This window comes from Pseudomonas sp. 2FE (assembly GCF_005503735.1).
Taxonomy (GTDB): domain Bacteria; phylum Pseudomonadota; class Gammaproteobacteria; order Pseudomonadales; family Pseudomonadaceae; genus Aquipseudomonas.
Genome location: NZ_SCMO01000002.1, coordinates 220,910 through 237,945 on the forward strand (window position 1 = coordinate 220,910; position 17,036 = coordinate 237,945).

Sequence of the window (17,036 nt, forward strand, 5' to 3'; positions counted from 1 at the left end):
TCATGTCCATCGAAGTCCGTAACGTCAGCAAACGCTTCAATGCCTTCCAGGCCTTGAACCAGATCAACCTGGATATCCACAGTGGCGAACTGGTCGCCCTGCTCGGCCCGTCCGGCTGCGGCAAGACCACGCTGCTGCGGATCATCGCCGGCCTGGAAACCCCCGACCAGGGCAATATCGTCTTTCACGGCGAGGACGTGTCCGGGCACGACGTGCGCGATCGCAACGTCGGCTTCGTGTTCCAGCACTACGCACTGTTCCGCCACATGACCGTGTTCGACAACGTCGCCTTCGGCCTGCGCATGAAGGCCAAGCATGAGCGCCCGAGCGAAACGCAGATCGCCGAAAAGGTCCACGAACTGCTGAACATGGTCCAGCTCGACTGGCTCGCCGACCGCTACCCGGAGCAGCTCTCCGGCGGCCAACGCCAGCGTATCGCCCTGGCCCGTGCCCTGGCGGTGGAGCCCAAGGTGCTGCTGCTCGACGAACCCTTCGGTGCGCTGGATGCCAAGGTGCGCAAGGAGCTGCGCCGCTGGCTGGCGCGCCTGCATGAAGACATCAACCTGACCTCGGTGTTCGTGACCCATGACCAGGAAGAGGCGATGGAAGTCGCCGACCGCATCGTGGTGATGAACAAGGGCTCGATAGAGCAAATCGGCTCGCCGGGCGAGGTCTACGAGAACCCGGCCAGCGATTTCGTCTATCACTTCCTCGGCGACTCCAACCGCCTGCATATGGGCGACGACCATCATGTGCTGTTCCGCCCCCATGAGGTCTCGCTGTCGCGCAGCGCCGAGGCAGGCCATCAGCCCGCCGAAGTCCGCGATATCCGCCCGCTGGGTGCGATCACCCGGGTGACCCTCAAGGTCGTTGGGCAAGATGAGCCGATCGAAGCGGAAGTGGTCAAGGATCATGACAGCCTGACCGGCCTGGTTCGCGGTGAAACCCTGTACTTCAAACCCAAGGTCTGGCAGCCGCTGGCCGGTCTCTGAGAACCTGGCCGGCCTTGAACGCCGGCCACGACCAACTATGCTCAGCTCGAGGCGCTGCAGAGCGCCGCCCGCCCTCGCCACGGCCGGGGCAGTCCTCCTTGAGCAAGGAAGTTCACTGACATGAGCTTTTTTCGCCGCTCCCTGCTGGTCCTGCTGGTCCTGCCGCTGCTCATGGCGCAAGGCCAGGCAGACGATCAGGCCGCCGCTCCGGTACGGGTCGGCTTCCTGGAATTTCCGCCTTATTCCTATCGGGATGCCCTCGAGCGGCCCGCCGGCTCGATGATCGACTTTGCCGAACGCCTGTTCGAACTGGCCGGGCTGCCGGTGGAGCTGACCCCCTATCCGCCGGCGCGCCTGTACAAAAACCTGCTGGATGGCTCGACCGAGGTCACGCTCGGCGCCCTGGGCAACCCCCTGCTGCGCGAACACACCCTGAACGGCGGCGAGGTGATCGGCTCGCTCAATCTCAACCTCTACTACCCCGCCGGCCGGCCGCCCCCGCGGCTGCCTCAGGACCTCGTCGGCAAACGCCTGCTGCTGATCCACGGCTTCACCTACTGGGCTCCGGAGGCGCGCCAGCTCCTCGAGGATCGGAATCTGGGGCTAAGGCTGCAGACCGCCAATAGCCACCTGGCGGCCCTCGAACTGCTCGACAAGCGGCGCGCCGATTACCTCCTCGACTACCAGATGCCGGTCGAAGACGCCCTGCGACAAAGCCAGCGCCCGGCCTTGCCCGCGCTGACCCTGCACAGCCTACCGCTGGGGCTGATCTTCTCGCGCCATTCCATGCGCAACGAACTGCTGCGCCAACGCCTGGAGGGCGCCTACCAGCAACTCAAAGACAGCGGCGAGCTGCAGAGCTGGCGCCAAGCCATGCACCTGCAAGAAGTCGTCGCCCCACGCATCGCGACAGAAGCCCTTAACGCCAAGCCAACCCCCTGACCGCCGGTCATTCACTGCGCAAATCAACCTTTCGGACTATTCTCGTCGGCCGCAGGCAGGGTAGGCTTGTACTGCAGTTAGGCTTGCGCTTGCCCCCCGGCCCGACTGCTTACAACAACAATAAGGAGCACCTCGGTATGCCTCGTAACTCGTTGTTCCGCCTGCTGTTTGCCCTGACCATCGGGCTATTGGCAGGCTTCACCCCAGCAGCCTTCGCCACCCCCCTGACGCCCCAGGAACAGATGCAGGTCTATTCCTGCCGTGCCACCAGCAGTTTGCTGCTGTATCGCGGCGAAGGCTTCCAGGCCAGTTATGCCCAGCGCGTGGACAACGACCTCGCCGCATTGGCGGCGGCGCTGCAGAGCAGCCAGCCGGTGAGTGAGGAGTTACGCAAAACCCACCAGGAACTTGTTACCCAGATTCGCCGCGGTGTTTCCTTCGGCCCCAATGAGGAGGATGTGCCATGGTCCTACCAGAAAGAGCTGAGCAAGGCGCTGCGCGACTTCCTGCTGACCACCCATGGCCTGGCCAGCAACAGCGCGCAGGACGAACTGCCGGTCAAGGTCGAATACCTGTCCGTGCAGTACCTGTTCCGCTCCTACATCGGCAGCTTCGAACTCGCCCGCGAGAACAGTGAGCAGTACCTCGGCCAGGATGAGCGGGTGCTAGTGCCTGACATCGATACTCGACTGGTCGCATTGAATGACCAAGACAATCCGGCGATCGGCAAAATCAAAACCCGCTGGAGCTACCTGAAAGTCGCCCTCAACGACATGAACAGCCAGAGCTCGGCGCTGGCCAGCGCTTCTGGCCGGCCCTTCGCACCGACCACCGTGGATCGCCACACGCGCACCCTGACCGAGCAGTTGATGAGCTTGAACTAAGCCGGCCCCGCAACAAAAAGTCAGGCAGCAACAAGCCGGCCCCGCGCCGGCTTTTTTGTTGGCGTGGGCTCAGACGGGGGCTTTCTTGGCGCGGATGCAGGTGGGCCCGGCGCGCTCTTCCACGGCCTGACGAACCTCGTCACGCAGGCCGAGTAGAAACGCCAGCTCGGCGACCACAAACAGCGGGCCGACCATCAGCCCCATCACATCATCGACAAAAGCGGGCTTACGGCCCTCGTAGTAATGGCCGATGAACTGGATGATCCAGCCGACCACGAACAGACCCAGACCGCCACTCAGCCAGACCAGCGTCGATTGCACGGCCAACACCTGGCCACCCCACAGACTGAGCCCGAGCAGCGCCGTCATCAGCAGACCAAAACGCCGATCCAGACGCAGGTAAAACCCCGCCGCCGCCAGCGCGGCGAGCGTTGCCGGCGACCACCACAGGCCCAGCGCAGACAGCCCGGGACGAGACAGCAGGGCGGTGACGGCAAAGGCGATCAGCGGCACGCCGATGAAGTGGCTGAAAATATTCCGGCGGTCGCGATGATAGGCCGCGTATTGGCCAAGGTGATCGACCAGGGTTTTCATGCTGCTATTCCTCCAGTTGGGCTGAGCGGATAATGCCGCGTAGCTAAGCTGTAGCTCTGTCAGCTAGCCGACAAAGCCTTGGAAAAACCATGAATGATGCCCTGCGATATCGCCAACGCCTGCTCAGCGGCCAGTGGTTCAACGCCCTGCCCGCCGGTCTGCGGGAGACGCTGCTGAGTAGCGCCCAGGTGCGCCGCCTGGAGGCCGGGCAGCGCTTGTTCAGCCGCGGCGACCAACCCTGTGGCCTGTATGCGGTGGTGGAAGGTGCGATCCGCATTGGCGCGGTCAGCGCGAGCGGTAAGGAAGCCTTGCTGACCCTGGTCGAGCCGCCTTACTGGTTCGGCGAGATTTCCCTGTTCGACGCTCAACCGCGCACCCATGACGCCTTTGCCGAAGGCCCGGCGACCCTGCTGCAGGTACCGCAAACGGCGCTGCTCAGCCTGCTCGAACGCGAACCGCAACACTGGCGCGACTTCGCCCTGCTGATGAGCCAGAAGTTGCGCCTGGCCTTTATCGCCCTGGAACAGATCAGCCTGCTACCCGCCGCGCCGCGCCTGGCCCGGCGCCTGCTGATGATCGCGGAGAATTACGGCGAGGGAGGGCCGCGGCGGGTGATCCAGCTGGCCCAGGAACAACTGGCGCTGATGCTGGCGATCTCGCGGCAGACCACCAACCAGATCCTCAAGGAACTGCAAGCCCAGGGCATCCTGCGCTTGACCTATGGCGAGATCGAAATCCTCGACCTCCAACGCCTGCGCCAAGCCGCGCAGCACCATTAAATGCGCCGCGCTGACCCGGAGCGAGCGACCCCTGCCGACACTGAGGCCGGATGACCTAACCCGGCAGGCGATGGCGCTGGATAAAGCCGCGGTCGAGGTAATCCTTCCAGCAGCCGCATAAACGCCCACCGGCGCTCCACTCGCGCCAACTCAGCAGCGCCCCGCCGTCGCCGGTGGCGAGCAGGGCCAGGCTCTGGCGTTGCGGACGGTAGTGGCGCAGCGGCGCAGTGCGTAAAACGGCCAGTAGATTCGCCGCCAGCACCGGGCCCTGGCGTACCGCGTAGACCCCGCTCTTGTGCGCGCCAGCCAAGCTGGCGCAGTCACCCACGGCGAAGATCTGCGGGTGGGACTGGCTCTGCAAACTCGCGCCGATTTGCACGAAGCCCGCCGGATCGCAGGCCAGCCCGCTCTGTGCCAACCAGGGCAGGGCCGTGCTGCCAGTCGCCAGCAGCAACCGCGAGCCGTGCCAAACCGGCTCGCCGCCGCTCAACAAGCAGTCCTCATCGATAGCGCTGATCGGACAATGCTCGTGCACCTGCACCTTACGCAGGCGCAGATGGCCGAGGGCACGCAGGCGCAAACCCGGCGCATGCTCGGCGAGTAGCGGCCCGGCGCTGAACAGCGCCAGCTCCGGCACCTGCCCGGCCAGGGCCAACGCCAGCTCGACCCCGGCCGCGCCGCCGCCGAGGATCGCCAGCCGTTGTGGTGCGGCCTGCCAGGCTTGCCAGCCGGCGACAAAGCCGGCAAAGGGTTTGACCGCCAGCAGCTGCAGCGCGCGGCCCCGCTGTGGCGGGCCGACCACCTGGCCACCGACATTTAGCGCGAGCCAGGCCGCGCTCAGTTGGCGGCCATCGGTCAGCGTCAACTGCCGCTGCCGCGCCGCCAGCGCCCGCACCTCGCCAATCAACAACTCGACCCCGGCGGCGCGACACAGCGGCGCCAGCTCGATCTGGCAATCCTGCGCGCGATACCGCCCCGCCAGCAGCCCCGGCAACATCCCCGAGTACCAGGCTGCAGGCCCGGCACTGAGCAGGCCAAGCCGCCCCGGCGGCCGTGCACCACCGGCCCAGCGGCGGAGGACGCCGAGGTGCGCGTGGCCGGCGCCGACCAGCAGCACGTCGAAGGGCTTCATCCGCGCGCCAGGCCTTCGCGGTATTGGCTCGGGGCGCGGGTCCAACTGGCGAGGGTGGTGGGTTCGGCAGTCATGCAGATTGGCGCATCCGGTCAACAGGTTGGCGTTCGCCGCCGGGCCGCGCGCACGGCAGCACGGCAGCACGGCAGCACGGCACAGTAGCCTCAGGCTAATTAGAGGATGTAAGCATGTCCCACTCTCCTGCAAGCCCCGCGAGCCAGAATGCGCAACAGCGGGCCGCGCACATTCGTGAAACGCTGATGGCTTCAGGCGCCGAAATTGACTAACTGAACTAGCCACACAGGCTACTAGGGAGGCGCCGATTCCTGCGGCGCTTCCCCAGCCTGCAGACGGGGTTCGGCGAACCGGCTCTCGGCGCGTTCCCCGGTGTTGTCGCTGTCGGCGGCGAAGACTACGCCGAGGATCCGCCGCGGCGCCGTGCCGAAGGCGGCGATGGCGTCGGCGCGCAGGTCGCGGCTTTCCGCCAGCCACTGCCCAAGCGGTGCCTCCGGGCCGCGCAGGACGAGCATCTCCACCTGCTCGCTGTAGGCACTGCGGGCACGCGTGCCGGGCGCGACGCGGTTGTCCCAGACGTAGCTGAGGGTCGCCGCCGGTAGCTGGGGGTCGTAGAAGGTGCGGGCCAGACGCAGTTTCTGCCGGGCGAGAAAGGCCAGGCTGGCCAGCGGGTAATCCAGCAGCACGTAGACCCGCGCCGCATAGTCGTCGCCGGCGCGGGTGGCGAAGCGGGCGCTTTCCAGCCGCCGCTCCGTGCGCCACTGCCAGGACAGCCGCCAGGGCTGGTCGCCCGCCAAGTCGAGGGGGTGCAGCAGGCCCCCGGCCGCCGCATCGGCCTCGATATTCAGCACCGTGCGACCGTCCTGCTCGACCAGGCTGCGCGCGGGCGCCTTCAGTTTGGGAATATTCGCCTCGCGCCAGGGCGCCGACCACTGAGCGCCCGGCGGGCCTTCGCGCCAGGGCGTCAGGCGATTATCGGCCGGTGCCGAGAGGGCCGCCAGCAACAGGCCAAACAGCAGGCTGCGGCTCAACCGCGGCGCCACCGATGAAAGCGTTCGACCCAGCGCAGCACGCCTTGCGGCGCATGGCCGCGCTTCCACTCGCCGGCGGCGTATTGGTTGGCTTCGGCCAGGGTCGGGTAACTGTGGAGGGTGCCGAGAATCTTGTTCAAGCCGAGGCCGTGCTTCATCGCCAGCACATACTCGGCGAGCAGTTCACCGGCCTGTGCCCCGACTATGCTGACGCCGAGGATGCGGTCCTGGCCCGGCTCGCTGAGCACCTTCACAAAGCCGTGCGCCACTTCGTCGGCAATCGCCCGGTCCAGCTCCGCGAGATCGAAACGCGTGACCTCATAGGCAACTCCCTGCGCCTGGGCCTCGACTTCCGAGAGGCCGACCCGCGCCACTTCCGGGTCGGTGAAGGTGCAATGGGGAATCACCCGGTAATCGACCTTGAAGCGTTTAAAACTTCCAAATAGCGCATTCACCGTGGCGTACCAGGCTTGATGGGCGCAGACATGGGTGAACTGGTAAGGCCCGGTGACATCGCCCACCGCGTAGATATTCGGCAAGCGGGTGGCCAGGTACTCATCGGTCTCCAGGGTACCGTTCGGCCGCACCACCAGACCCAACGCTTCGACCCCGTAACCCTTGACGTTGGCCACCCGGCCGAGGGCCAGCAACAGACAGTCGAAGGCAATCACGATCTCTTCACCGCTCTCCAGCTGACGGGCGAGCAACCGCCGTTCGCCCTCCACCCGCTCGAAACGTTCGGCCTTGTGCCGCAGGCGCACATCGACCCCTTCACCGCGCAGGCTGGCCAGCACCAGCGCGCTGGCATCTTCGTCCTCGCGCGGTAGCAGGCGCGTATCCAGTTCCACCTGAATCACCTGGCTGCCGAGGCGCTGGAAGGCCTGCGCCAGTTCACAGCCAATCGGCCCGCCACCGAGCACCAGCAGGCGCCGGGGCTGCTCACGCAGGCTCCAGATGCTGTCCGAGGTGAACGCCGGCATGTCGGCCAAGCCGGGAATATCCGGCCACAACGGCCGGCCGCCGGTGGCGATGATGATGGTGCGGCTGCTCAGGAGCTGGCCGTTGACCTCCACCGTCCACGGCGAGCGGATGGTCGCCTCGCCGGCAAGCACCTCGACGCCCAGCCCGCGATAACGCTGCGGCGAGTCGTGCGGCTCGATGGTGGCGATCACCCGCTGGATGCGCTGCATCACTGCCGGGAAATCCACCTCGGCGCTGACCTGGGTAAACCCCAAGGCCGCGGCCTTTTTCAGCTCGGCCGCGAGCTTGGCCGAACGCAGCAGCGCCTTCGACGGCACGCAACCGGTGTTCAGGCAGTCGCCGCCCATCTGCTGCTTCTCGATCAGGCTGACCTTGGCCTTCAGCGCCGCGGCGATATAGGCGCTGACCAACCCGCCGGCACCGGCACCTATCACCAGCAGGTTGCGCTGAAAGGTCTTCGGCTTGACCCAGCCGGCGTACGCCCGCCGCGCCTGGAGCCAGCCGAGCAGCCGGCGCGCCAGCAGCGGGAACAGGCCGAGCAGGACGAAGGCGCCGAGCAGGCCAGGCGAAAGAATCCCGGCCAACGACTCCAGCTGCCCGAGCTCGCGCCCGGCGTTCACATAGACCAGGGTGCCCGGCAACATGCCGAGCTGGCTGACCCACCAATAGGTCAGCAGCGGCAGGCGGGTCAGGCCCATCAACAGGTTGATCATGAAGAACGGAAACAACGGCACCAGGCGCAGGGCGAACAGGTAGAAGGCGCCCTCGCTCTGCATCCCCTGCTCAACCCCGGCCAGTTGCCGGGCAAAGCGCCGCTGTACCCAGTCGCGCAGCAAGAAGCGGCTGCTGAGCATGGCCAAGGCCGCGCCCAGGGTCGAGGCGAAGGACACCAACAGCACGCCTTGCCACAGGCCAAACAGCGCGCCGCCGAGCAGGGTCATCAGCGCCGCGCCGGGCAACGACAGCGCAGTCACCGCCACATAGGCCAGAAAGTACAGCAACGCCGCTTGCCCAGGGTGCGCCGCCACCTGGGCGAGTAGCGTCGCCTGCTGAGTCTTGAGGTATTCCAGGCCCACGTAGCGGTCGAGGTCGAAGGCAAAGAAGCCGCCCACCAGCAGCAGGATCAGGCTGAGCAGCGCCAGCTTGCGTGCATTCATCCGCTTAGCGCCCCACTGCAACTGGAACCTTGGCCGGCGGTGCAGGCGAAGCAATGGTCGCGGCCGACGATCGGGTTGCCGTCCAGCTCAAGCGCCAGCAGATCGCGCAGATGGGTACGCGCACGGGCGATCAGTCGATCCGGCTGCTCCAGGGGCAGGTCGAGCATCTGATTGAAATCGCAGTCGTAGAGGTAGCCCTGCCAGTCGACGCTGACCAGCGAACGGCACATCAGCCCGTCGAGGTTTTCCGCCCGGTAGCTGTCGCGCAGCAGCTGCATGTAGGCGGCGAACTGGCCCTTGCTGACCAGGGTGCTGCCGAAGCGGGCAATCGGCTGGTTGGTGATGCACAGCAAATGATCGAAGCGGATGCCGAACTCATCATCGAGATGCTGCTTGTAGTCGGCCTCCAGCTGCGCCTGCGGCGGCGGCAAGCTGGGGCCTTGCGGGTTATAGACCAGATTGAGGACCAGCCCGCTGCCGGCTTGCCCGTAGCCCAGCGCATTGAGCTGGTGCAGCCCCTGAATGCTGACGTCGAACACCCCTTTGCCACGCTGGCGGTCGACGTTCTCCCGCGAGTAGCAGGGCAGCGAGGCGGTGATCTCGACACCCTGCGCGGCGAGGAACGCGCCCAGATCCTCCTGGCCCGGCTCACCGAGGATGGTCAGGTTGCAGCGATCGATCACCCGCAAACCTTCGCGCCGGGCGTGGCTGACCAGCTCGCGAAAGCGCGGATGCAGCTCCGGCGCCCCACCGGTCAGGTCGAGGGTGTGCACCGGATGGGCGTCGATCACCCGATGCAGTATCGCCAGGGTTTCGTCGCTCATGCTCTCGGTGCGGGTCGGCCCGGCGTTGACGTGGCAGTGCAGGCAACGCTGGTTGCAGCGGTAGGTCAGATTGACCTGCAAGGCTTGCAGCGGCCCGCGGCGCAATGCGGGGAAGCTCAGCCGATCGAGCAGAGGTAGCATGGCGTGCACGGCTAACTCCTTCAGGGGATATGCGCTATAGAGGATAACGGCGCGCCCCTGTTACAAGCCTAGTGCGTTTACAGGCCCAATAGGCTGCCGCTGGCGCGCACGGCGCAATCTTCTATCTATAGACGCAATCGTCCTGTTTGGCAGTCCCGCCCGCACCTTCCGGCAGCATCTTTGCTGCGCGGTTGCGCCTGGCCTACAGACAAAAAAAGACCCGCCGAAGCGGGTCTCAGGACTGCCTGGCTGGTGAGCCCTAGGCGAGTTCGTTGAAGCACTCGGCGATGATCGCCAAGCCTTTGTCCAGCAGAGCGTCTTGCGCGGTGATCGGCACCAGCACGCGCAGGACGTTGCCGTAAGTACCGCAGGACAGCAGGATCAGCCCCTTGTCGCGGGCCTTGGCCACCACGGCATTGACCAGTGCGGCCGCCGGCTTGTGGTGGTCGCCGTCTTCGAACAGCTCGACGGCGATCATGGCGCCGAGGGCGCGCACGTCACCGATGCTCTTGTGCTTGGCCTGAATGGCTTTGAGACCAGTCACCAGACGCTCGCCGACCGCTTTGCAGCGATCCAGCAGCTGTTCTTCCTCGAACACTTCCATCACCGCCAACGCGGCCACGCACGCCAGCGGGTTGCCGGCATAGGTGCCGCCCAGACCGCCCGGCGCGATGGCGTCCATATATTCCGCCTTGCCGCACACACCGGCCAACGGGAAGCCGCCGGCGATGGATTTGGCGAAGGTGGTCAGATCGGCAGTCACGCCCATCTGCTCCATGGCGAAGAAGGTGCCGGTACGGCCGGCGCCGGTCTGTACTTCGTCGGCGATCAGCAGGATGCCGTGCTGGTCGCAGAGGGCGCGTAGGCGCTGCATGAAATCTTTCGGCGCGACGTAGAAACCACCTTCGCCCTGCACCGGCTCGATGATGATCGCGGCGATGTCTTTCGGCTCGGCGTCGTTCTTGAAGATCCGCTCGATACTGGCGATTGCGTCATCGGTGCTGACGCCATGCAGTTCGCAGGGGTACTGGGCACGGAAGATACCGCCGGGCATCAGGCCCATGCCGGCCGAGTAGGGAACGACCTTGCCGGTCAGGCCGAGGGTCATCATGGTGCGGCCGTGGTAGCCGCCGGTGAAGGCGATAATGCCGGCGCGACCGGTGGCGGCACGGGCGATCTTCACGGCGTTTTCCACCGCTTCCGAGCCGGTGGTGACCAGCAGGGTCTTCTTGGCGAAATCGCCCGGGACCTTGGCGTTGATCTTCTCGCAGACCTCCACGTAGGGCTCGTAGGCCAGTACCTGGAAGCAGGTGTGGGTCAGCTTGGTCAGTTGCTGCTGCACGGCGGCAACGACCTTCGGATGCAGGTGACCGGTGTTGAGCACCGCGATGCCGCCGGCGAAGTCGATGAATTCACGCCCTTCGACGTCGATCACGCTGGCGTTCTTCGCCGACTCGGCGAAGATCGGGTGGATCTGGCCGACACCGCGCGGAACGGCGGCCTGGCGGCGCAGCATCAGGGATTCGTTAGTTTTGTTCATAGAGTCCTCATTCGCCGCTCATCGGTCGGCGCAGTTCAAGGAGTAACGCAGCCGGGGAAAGGCGCGGGCAGCATACGATGATCGACTGCCACGGCCCTGCCGGCTGCTCAGGGGTTCTTTGTTGCTTTTTACCAGCGGTCTAGTGGCCTGTGTGGCTAGTTCCATTAGTTAACTTCGGCGCCTGAAGCCGCGATCCAGCGTTGCAATTCCTCGCCGTAGCCGTGCTACGACTCGTCTTTGCGCCTTGCCTCGCGACTCCCGGCATCCGAATTTAAGTTAACGAACCAACCGTACAGGCCACTAGTAGCGTAGCGAGCGAAGGTCAGGCTAGGCGGTGGGTTCAGGAAAAAGCGGAGTTGGCTGTAGCCAATGAGCATTTTTCCCGAGCCCGCCAACGCAGCATCACCGATGCGCAGTAGCTACTAGATGCCGAGGCAGAGGTATTTGATTTCCAGGTAGTCTTCGATCCCGTACTTGGAGCCCTCACGGCCCAGGCCCGAGGCCTTGATGCCGCCGAACGGCGCCACCTCGGTGGAGATGATCCCGGTGTTGATGCCGACTATGCCGTACTCCAGCGCCTCGGCGACGCGGAACACCCGGCCCAGGTCGCGGGCATAGAAGTAGGACGCCAGGCCGAATTCGGTGTCGTTGGACATGGCGATCACCTCGGCCTCGTCCTTGAAGCGGAACAGCGGCGCCAGCGGGCCGAAGGTCTCTTCCTTGGCGACCGCGGCGTTGTTCGGCACGTTGACCAGGATGGTCGGCTCGAAGAAGTTGCCGCCCAGGCTGTTGCCGCCGGCGACCACCGTGGCGCCCTTGCTCACGGCGTCGGCGATATGTTCCTGGACCTTGGCCACGGCCTTCTCGTCGATCAGCGGACCGGTGGTGATGCCGTCGTCCAGACCGTTGCCGATCTTCAGCTTGGCCACCGCGGCTTTCAGCTTCTCGGCGAAGGCGTCGTAGACACCGTCCTGAATGTACAGACGGTTGGCGCACACGCAGGTCTGGCCGGCGTTGCGGTACTTGGAGGCGAGGGCACCGTCCACCGCCGCATCCAGATCGGCATCGTCGAACACGATGAACGGCGCGTTGCCGCCCAGTTCCAGCGAGATTTTCTTGATGTCCTTGGCGCATTCGGCCATCAGCTGGCGACCGATCTCGGTCGAGCCGGTGAAGGACAGCTTGCGCACTATCGGGTTGCTGGTCAGCTCGCCGCCGATGTCGCCAGCCGAGCCTGTGACCACGCTGAGCACGCCTTTCGGGATACCGGCACGGTGCGCCAGTTCGACCAGCGCCAGGGCCGAGAACGGCGTCTGGCTGGCCGGCTTGATCACCATGGTGCAGCCGGCGGCCAAGGCCGGGCCGGCTTTGCGGGTGATCATCGCCGCCGGGAAGTTCCACGGGGTGATCGCCGCAGTTACGCCGATCGGTTGCTTGAGCACCAGCAGACGCTTGTCCGGCTGGTGGCCGGGAATCACGTCGCCATAGACGCGCTTGGCTTCTTCGGCAAACCACTCGATGAAAGAGGCGGCGTAGACGATCTCGCCCTTGGCTTCGGCCAGCGGCTTGCCCTGTTCCTGGGTCATCAGGCGGCCGAGGTCGTCCTGGTTTTCGATCAACAGTTCGAACCAGCGGCGCAGCTTGTTGGCGCGGTCCTTGGCGGTCAGCGCGCGCCAGGCCGGCAGGGCCTTGTCAGCGGCTTCGATGGCACGCCGGGTTTCGGCGGCGCCCATTTTCGGCACGCTGCCGATGATCTCGTTAGTGGCCGGGTTGTTGACCTTGATGGTCTGGCCGTTGTCCGCGTCTACCCAGGCGCCGTCGATATAGGCTTGCTGGCGGAACAGTTGAGCGTCTTTGAGTTGCATGGCCGTCTCCTTTACCCCGACACACAGGCACCGGGCAGAATGGTTGTGACTCGACCCAGCTTAGACAGCTGCAGTCAGAAATAATGGATGACACGTCGTACCGACTGAGCCCTGACGGCGGCAATTGGAACAAGGCGCAGGCCGCCGAGTACGGTAAGCCCCTGTTCGCGTCGAAGGCGTTTGAAATCTCAAACGAATCCTAGGGTCGCGCCGGGCAAAGGGCAATAGCCTGTTCGAAAAAATTAACGAAACCTCATTATAAGTGACGCTTTTCTGATCATTGACTGGCTAGCCTAGTACTTTCGTTCAATATCACGAACAAGTCTCCCTGGCATGGACGCCTGCCACCGAGATGCGTATCATGGCGCCCGCATCGCACCAGTAGCTCAGCTGGATAGAGTACTGCCCTCCGAAGGCAGGGGTCGTGGGTTCGAATCCCGCCTGGTGCACCAACTACGACAAGGGCTTAGGTGAAAACCTAGGCCCTTTTTGTTGCCGCCGGGTTAAACCACGCCCGCCTGACGCAAGGCTTCGATCTGCCCGGCGTCGAGCCCCAAGACCTTCTGCAACACCTCGACGGTATGCTCGCCCAAGAGCGGCGGCGCGTTGCGGTATTGCACCGGGGTCTCCGAAAGGCGGATCGGGCTGGCCACCTGCGGCACCGTGCCGCCCAACGCGTGGGGCAGCTCGACGCGCAGACCGCGCGCCTGTACTTGCGGGTCGGCGAACATCTGCGCCAGGTCATTGATCGGCCCGCACGGCACACCCGCCTGCTCCAGCGCCGTCACCCATTCGCCGGTGGTCTTGAACACCGTGGCCTGCCGGATCAGCGGAATCAGCACCGCACGATTCGCCACCCGCAGCTTGTTGGTGGCGAAACGCGGATCGTCCGCCCATTCCGGGTGCTCGGCGACTTCGCAGAATTTGCGGAATTGGCCGTCGTTACCCACGGTGAGAATGAAGTCGCCATCCGCCGTGGGGAAGTCCTGGTACGGCACTATGTTCGGGTGCGCGTTGCCGAGGCGCCGCGGCGGCGTGCCGGTGGTCAGGTAGTTCATCGCCTGGTTGGCCAGGCAGGCGACCTGCACGTCGAGCAGGGCCATGTCGATATGCTGGCCGCTGCCGCCTTGCTCACGGTGCGCCAGCGCGGCGAGCACGGCGACGGTCGAATAGAGGCCGGTGAGAATATCGGTCAGCGCCACGCCGACCTTGACCGGGCCGCCGCCCGCTTCACCGTCCGGGCGACCGGTCAGGCTCATCAGGCCGCCGAGACCCTGGATCATGAAGTCGTAACCGGCGCGTTTGGCATAGGGCCCGTACTGGCCGAAGCCGGTGATCGAGCAATAGATCAGCCGCGGGTTGATGGCTTTCAGCGAGGCGTAGTCGAGGCCATAGGCGGCCAGGCCGCCGACCTTGAAGTTCTCCAGCAGGATGTCCGACTTGGCCGCCAGCTCGCGGACGATGCGCTGGCCTTCCGGCTGGGTGAAGTCGAGGGTGACCGACTGTTTGTTGCGGTTGGCCGAGAGGTAGTAGGCCGCCTCGCTGGTGTTCTCGCCGTTGGCATCCTTGAGGAAGGGCGGGCCCCAGGCGCGGGTGTCGTCGCCATTGCCGGGGCGCTCGATCTTGATCACCTCGGCGCCGAGGTCGGCGAGGATCTGACCGGCCCAGGGGCCGGCGAGGACGCGGGAAAGGTCGAGTACGCGGAGGTGGGACAGGGCGCCGGACATGGATTCTCCGTAGGGTGCGCCATGCGCACCGGAAATAGCGCAGCGGTGCGCATGGCGCACCCTACGAGCTTGGGTCGACCGCGTAGGAGACCCACGCAGCCATTCCCAATCGACTTAGTAGAACGCCTGAATGCCGGTCTGGGCACGGCCGAGGATCAGCGCATGCACGTCGTGGGTCCCTTCGTAGGTATTCACCACTTCCAGGTTGACCAGGTGACGGGCGACGCCGAACTCGTCGGAGATGCCGTTACCGCCGAGCATGTCACGGGCCATGCGGGCGATGTCCAGCGATTTGCCGCAGGAGTTGCGCTTCATGATCGAGGTGATTTCCACCGCCGCGGTGCCTTCGTCCTTCATCCGGCCGAGGCGCAGGCAACCCTGCAGGGCCAGGGTGATTTCGGTCTGCATGTCCGCCAGCTTCTTCTGGATCAGCTGATTGGCCGCCAGTGGGCGACCGAACTGCTTGCGATCGAGAGTGTACTGACGGGCGGTGTGCCAGCAGAACTCGGCGGCACCCAGTGCGCCCCAGGAGATGCCGTAACGCGCGGAGTTGAGGCAGGTGAACGGACCTTTCAGGCCGCGCACGTCGGGGAAGGCGTTCTCTTCCGGGACGAACACGTTGTCCATGACGATCTCGCCGGTGATCGAGGCGCGCAAACCGACCTTGCCGTGAATCACCGGGGCGCTGAGCCCGGCCCAGCCTTTTTCCAAGACGAAGCCACGAATCTCGCCGGCATCGTCCTTGGCCCAGACCACGAAGACATCGGCGATCGGGCTGTTGGTGATCCACATCTTGGCGCCGCTGAGGCGGTAGCCGCCGTCGACTTTCTTCGCCCGGGTGATCATCGAGCCCGGGTCGGAGCCGTGATCCGGCTCGGTCAGGCCGAAGCAGCCGATCCATTCGCCGCTGGCCAACTTGGGCAGGTACTTCTGCTTGGTCGCCTCGGAGCCGAATTCGTTGATCGGCACCATCACCAGGGAGGACTGCACGCTCATCATCGAGCGGTAGCCGGAATCGACCCGCTCCACTTCGCGGGCGATCAGGCCGTAGCTGACGTAGTTGAGGCCGCTGCCGCCGTAGGCTTCCGGAATGGTCGCGCCGAGCAGGCCGATTTCGCCCATCTCGCGGAAGATCGCCGGGTCGGTCTGCTCATGGCGGAAGGCTTCCAGCACGCGCGGGGCCAACTTGTCCTGGGCGAATTGCTGGGCTCTATCGCGCACCATGCGTTCCTCGGCGGTCAGTTGCTGATCCAGCAACAGTGGGTCTTCCCAGTTGAAGCGTGCTTTACCGGCCATATGCGGATTCCTCAATCGTTCGTTGCGGTTGTTGATGCCCAGCGCTGGGCTGGCGAATAGGTCAATCCTAGTCAGCCTAGGCCGAATCGGGCAAACGAGGATTTTGCACAGTGTTGTGCTAATTTATCACTCCGTAATGAATTAGAAAGCCATGCAAACCGGCTTTCGTGTGCATCTAACGCATAAGAGAAGCCCATGCGTCGTAAAATCCCCAGCACCGCCGCCCTGGTCAGCTTCGAGGCCGCCGCCCGCCACCAGAGCTTTACCAAGGCGGCCGAAGAACTCTCGCTGACGCAAAGCGCCATTTGTCGGCAAATCGCCGGCCTCGAAGAATTCCTCGGCATCGCGTTATTCCGGCGTTCGCGGCGCGGGGTCAAGCTGACCGAGGCGGGGCTCTCCTATAGCCGGCGAGTGGCCGCGCAGTTGGATGCGGTGGAGCGCGACACCCTCTCGGTGATGGGCCAGCATGGCGCCGGCAGCCTGGAGCTGGCCATAGTGCCGACCTTCGGCACCCAGTGGCTGCTGCCGCGACTCAAGCACTTCCAGGCGCTGCACCCGGAGGTCACGGTCAACCTGACCAACCGCACCCGGCCCTTTCTGTTCGCCGACACCGAGTTCGATGCCGCGGTGTATTTCGGCGATGCCGATTGGTCGGGTACCGAGTCGCACTTTCTCATGCCGGAAAACTCGCTGCCGGTGTGCAGCCCGCAGCTGATCCCGGCCGGCAGCCAGTTGACCGTCGAGGCCATCGCCGGCCTGCCGCTGCTGCAACAGAGCACTCGCCCCTATGCCTGGCGCCAGTGGTTCGGCTCGCTCGGCCTGAACGTGCCACGCGACATGACCGGGCCGCGCTACGAGCTGTTCTCCATGCTGGCCCAGGCGGCGATGCACGAGATGGGCATCGCGCTGATTCCACCCTTCCTGATCCAGCGCGAGTTGGCCGAAGGGCGGCTGGTGGTGGCACTGGACCACGCCTGCCTGAGCGACAAGGCCTACTACCTGATCATCCCCGAGCGCAAAGTCGAGTCGGCGGCCCTGCGCGCCTTCCGGGACTGGCTGGTGGAAGAGGCGCGGCAGTACCGCTCCGAGGCCGGACGGGGTTGAGGCAATCTTTCGCGGCCATGGTAATCCCGTAG

At 65.1% G+C, this 17,036-nt stretch carries 14 protein-coding genes and 1 tRNA gene; 6 read left to right on the plus strand and 9 right to left on the minus strand.

Translation table 11 applies throughout. From position 1 onward, the window contains the following. The first annotated feature begins 2 nt into the window (after window positions 1-2). The 3 genes from FFS12_RS06145 (at window position 3) to FFS12_RS06155 (ending at window position 2,818) form a co-directional block, all read left to right on the plus strand. Entirely contained in the window at window positions 3-992 is a 990-nt protein-coding gene (locus FFS12_RS06145) for a sulfate/molybdate ABC transporter ATP-binding protein (protein WP_137886024.1), read from the plus strand. Window positions 993-1,112: 120 nt separating this feature from the next. Beyond that, window positions 1,113-1,934 carry an ABC transporter substrate-binding protein gene (locus tag FFS12_RS06150; protein WP_137886025.1) on the plus strand — a complete coding sequence of 274 codons (822 nt, stop codon included), beginning with the start codon at window positions 1,113-1,115 and terminating at the stop codon, window positions 1,932-1,934. 137 nt (window positions 1,935-2,071) lie between these two features. Then, entirely contained in the window at window positions 2,072-2,818 is a 747-nt protein-coding gene (locus FFS12_RS06155; RefSeq protein WP_137886026.1) for a hypothetical protein, read from the plus strand. Window positions 2,819-2,887: 69 nt separating this feature from the next. Here the strand turns inward: FFS12_RS06155 and FFS12_RS06160 are convergent, their stop codons facing one another. Then, window positions 2,888-3,412, minus strand: a complete 525-nt coding sequence (locus tag FFS12_RS06160; RefSeq protein WP_137886027.1) for a DUF962 domain-containing protein — start codon at window positions 3,410-3,412, stop codon at window positions 2,888-2,890. An 89-nt stretch (window positions 3,413-3,501) separates the two neighbouring features. Here FFS12_RS06160 and FFS12_RS06165 point away from each other — a divergent pair, with 89 nt between their 5' ends. Beyond that, window positions 3,502-4,191: a Crp/Fnr family transcriptional regulator gene (locus tag FFS12_RS06165; RefSeq protein WP_137886028.1), complete on the plus strand. Its 690-nt coding sequence runs from the start codon at window positions 3,502-3,504 to the stop codon at window positions 4,189-4,191. Between the two features lie 55 nt (window positions 4,192-4,246). Here FFS12_RS06165 and FFS12_RS06170 read toward each other — a convergent pair whose 3' ends face one another. The 6 genes from FFS12_RS06170 to gabD form a co-directional block, all read right to left on the minus strand. Next, complete coding sequence (locus tag FFS12_RS06170; RefSeq protein ID WP_137886029.1) at window positions 4,247-5,323, minus strand: FAD-dependent oxidoreductase; 1,077 nt, start codon at window positions 5,321-5,323, stop codon at window positions 4,247-4,249. A gap of 308 nt (window positions 5,324-5,631) precedes the next feature. Next, window positions 5,632-6,369, minus strand: a complete 738-nt coding sequence (locus FFS12_RS06175) for a DUF3047 domain-containing protein (RefSeq protein ID WP_171011828.1) — start codon at window positions 6,367-6,369, stop codon at window positions 5,632-5,634. Beyond that, the gene (locus FFS12_RS06180; RefSeq protein WP_137886031.1) at window positions 6,366-8,507 is read right to left on the minus strand and encodes an FAD-dependent oxidoreductase; all 2,142 of its coding nucleotides are present in this window, start codon (window positions 8,505-8,507) and stop codon (window positions 6,366-6,368) included. The genes FFS12_RS06175 and FFS12_RS06180 overlap by 4 nt, the downstream gene beginning before the upstream one ends. Beyond that, window positions 8,504-9,472: an arsenosugar biosynthesis radical SAM (seleno)protein ArsS gene (gene arsS, locus FFS12_RS06185; RefSeq protein ID WP_256657303.1), complete on the minus strand. Its 969-nt coding sequence runs from the start codon at window positions 9,470-9,472 to the stop codon at window positions 8,504-8,506. The genes FFS12_RS06180 and arsS overlap by 4 nt, the downstream gene beginning before the upstream one ends. Window positions 9,473-9,731: 259 nt before the next feature. Then, on the minus strand, window positions 9,732-11,012 hold the full coding sequence (gabT, locus tag FFS12_RS06190) for a 4-aminobutyrate--2-oxoglutarate transaminase (protein ID WP_137886033.1): 1,281 nt from the start codon (window positions 11,010-11,012) through the stop codon (window positions 9,732-9,734). Between the two features lie 422 nt (window positions 11,013-11,434). Continuing rightward, the gene (gene gabD, locus FFS12_RS06195; protein ID WP_137886034.1) at window positions 11,435-12,877 is read right to left on the minus strand and encodes an NADP-dependent succinate-semialdehyde dehydrogenase; all 1,443 of its coding nucleotides are present in this window, start codon (window positions 12,875-12,877) and stop codon (window positions 11,435-11,437) included. Between the two features lie 375 nt (window positions 12,878-13,252). Here gabD and FFS12_RS06200 point away from each other — a divergent pair. After that, a tRNA-Arg gene (locus FFS12_RS06200) sits at window positions 13,253-13,329 on the plus strand. A 51-nt stretch (window positions 13,330-13,380) separates the two neighbouring features. On the opposite strand, the gene FFS12_RS06205 is transcribed toward FFS12_RS06200, so the two are convergent. Both FFS12_RS06205 and FFS12_RS06210 read right to left on the minus strand, forming a co-directional pair. Further along, window positions 13,381-14,604 carry a CaiB/BaiF CoA-transferase family protein gene (locus tag FFS12_RS06205; protein WP_137886035.1) on the minus strand — a complete coding sequence of 408 codons (1,224 nt, stop codon included), beginning with the start codon at window positions 14,602-14,604 and terminating at the stop codon, window positions 13,381-13,383. 114 nt (window positions 14,605-14,718) lie between these two features. Continuing rightward, window positions 14,719-15,900: an acyl-CoA dehydrogenase gene (locus tag FFS12_RS06210; RefSeq protein ID WP_137886036.1), complete on the minus strand. Its 1,182-nt coding sequence runs from the start codon at window positions 15,898-15,900 to the stop codon at window positions 14,719-14,721. A 195-nt stretch (window positions 15,901-16,095) separates the two neighbouring features. Between FFS12_RS06210 and FFS12_RS06215 the strand changes: the two genes are divergently transcribed. Next, window positions 16,096-17,004: a LysR family transcriptional regulator gene (locus FFS12_RS06215; protein WP_137886037.1), complete on the plus strand. Its 909-nt coding sequence runs from the start codon at window positions 16,096-16,098 to the stop codon at window positions 17,002-17,004. Window positions 17,005-17,036: the final 32 nt, after the last annotated feature.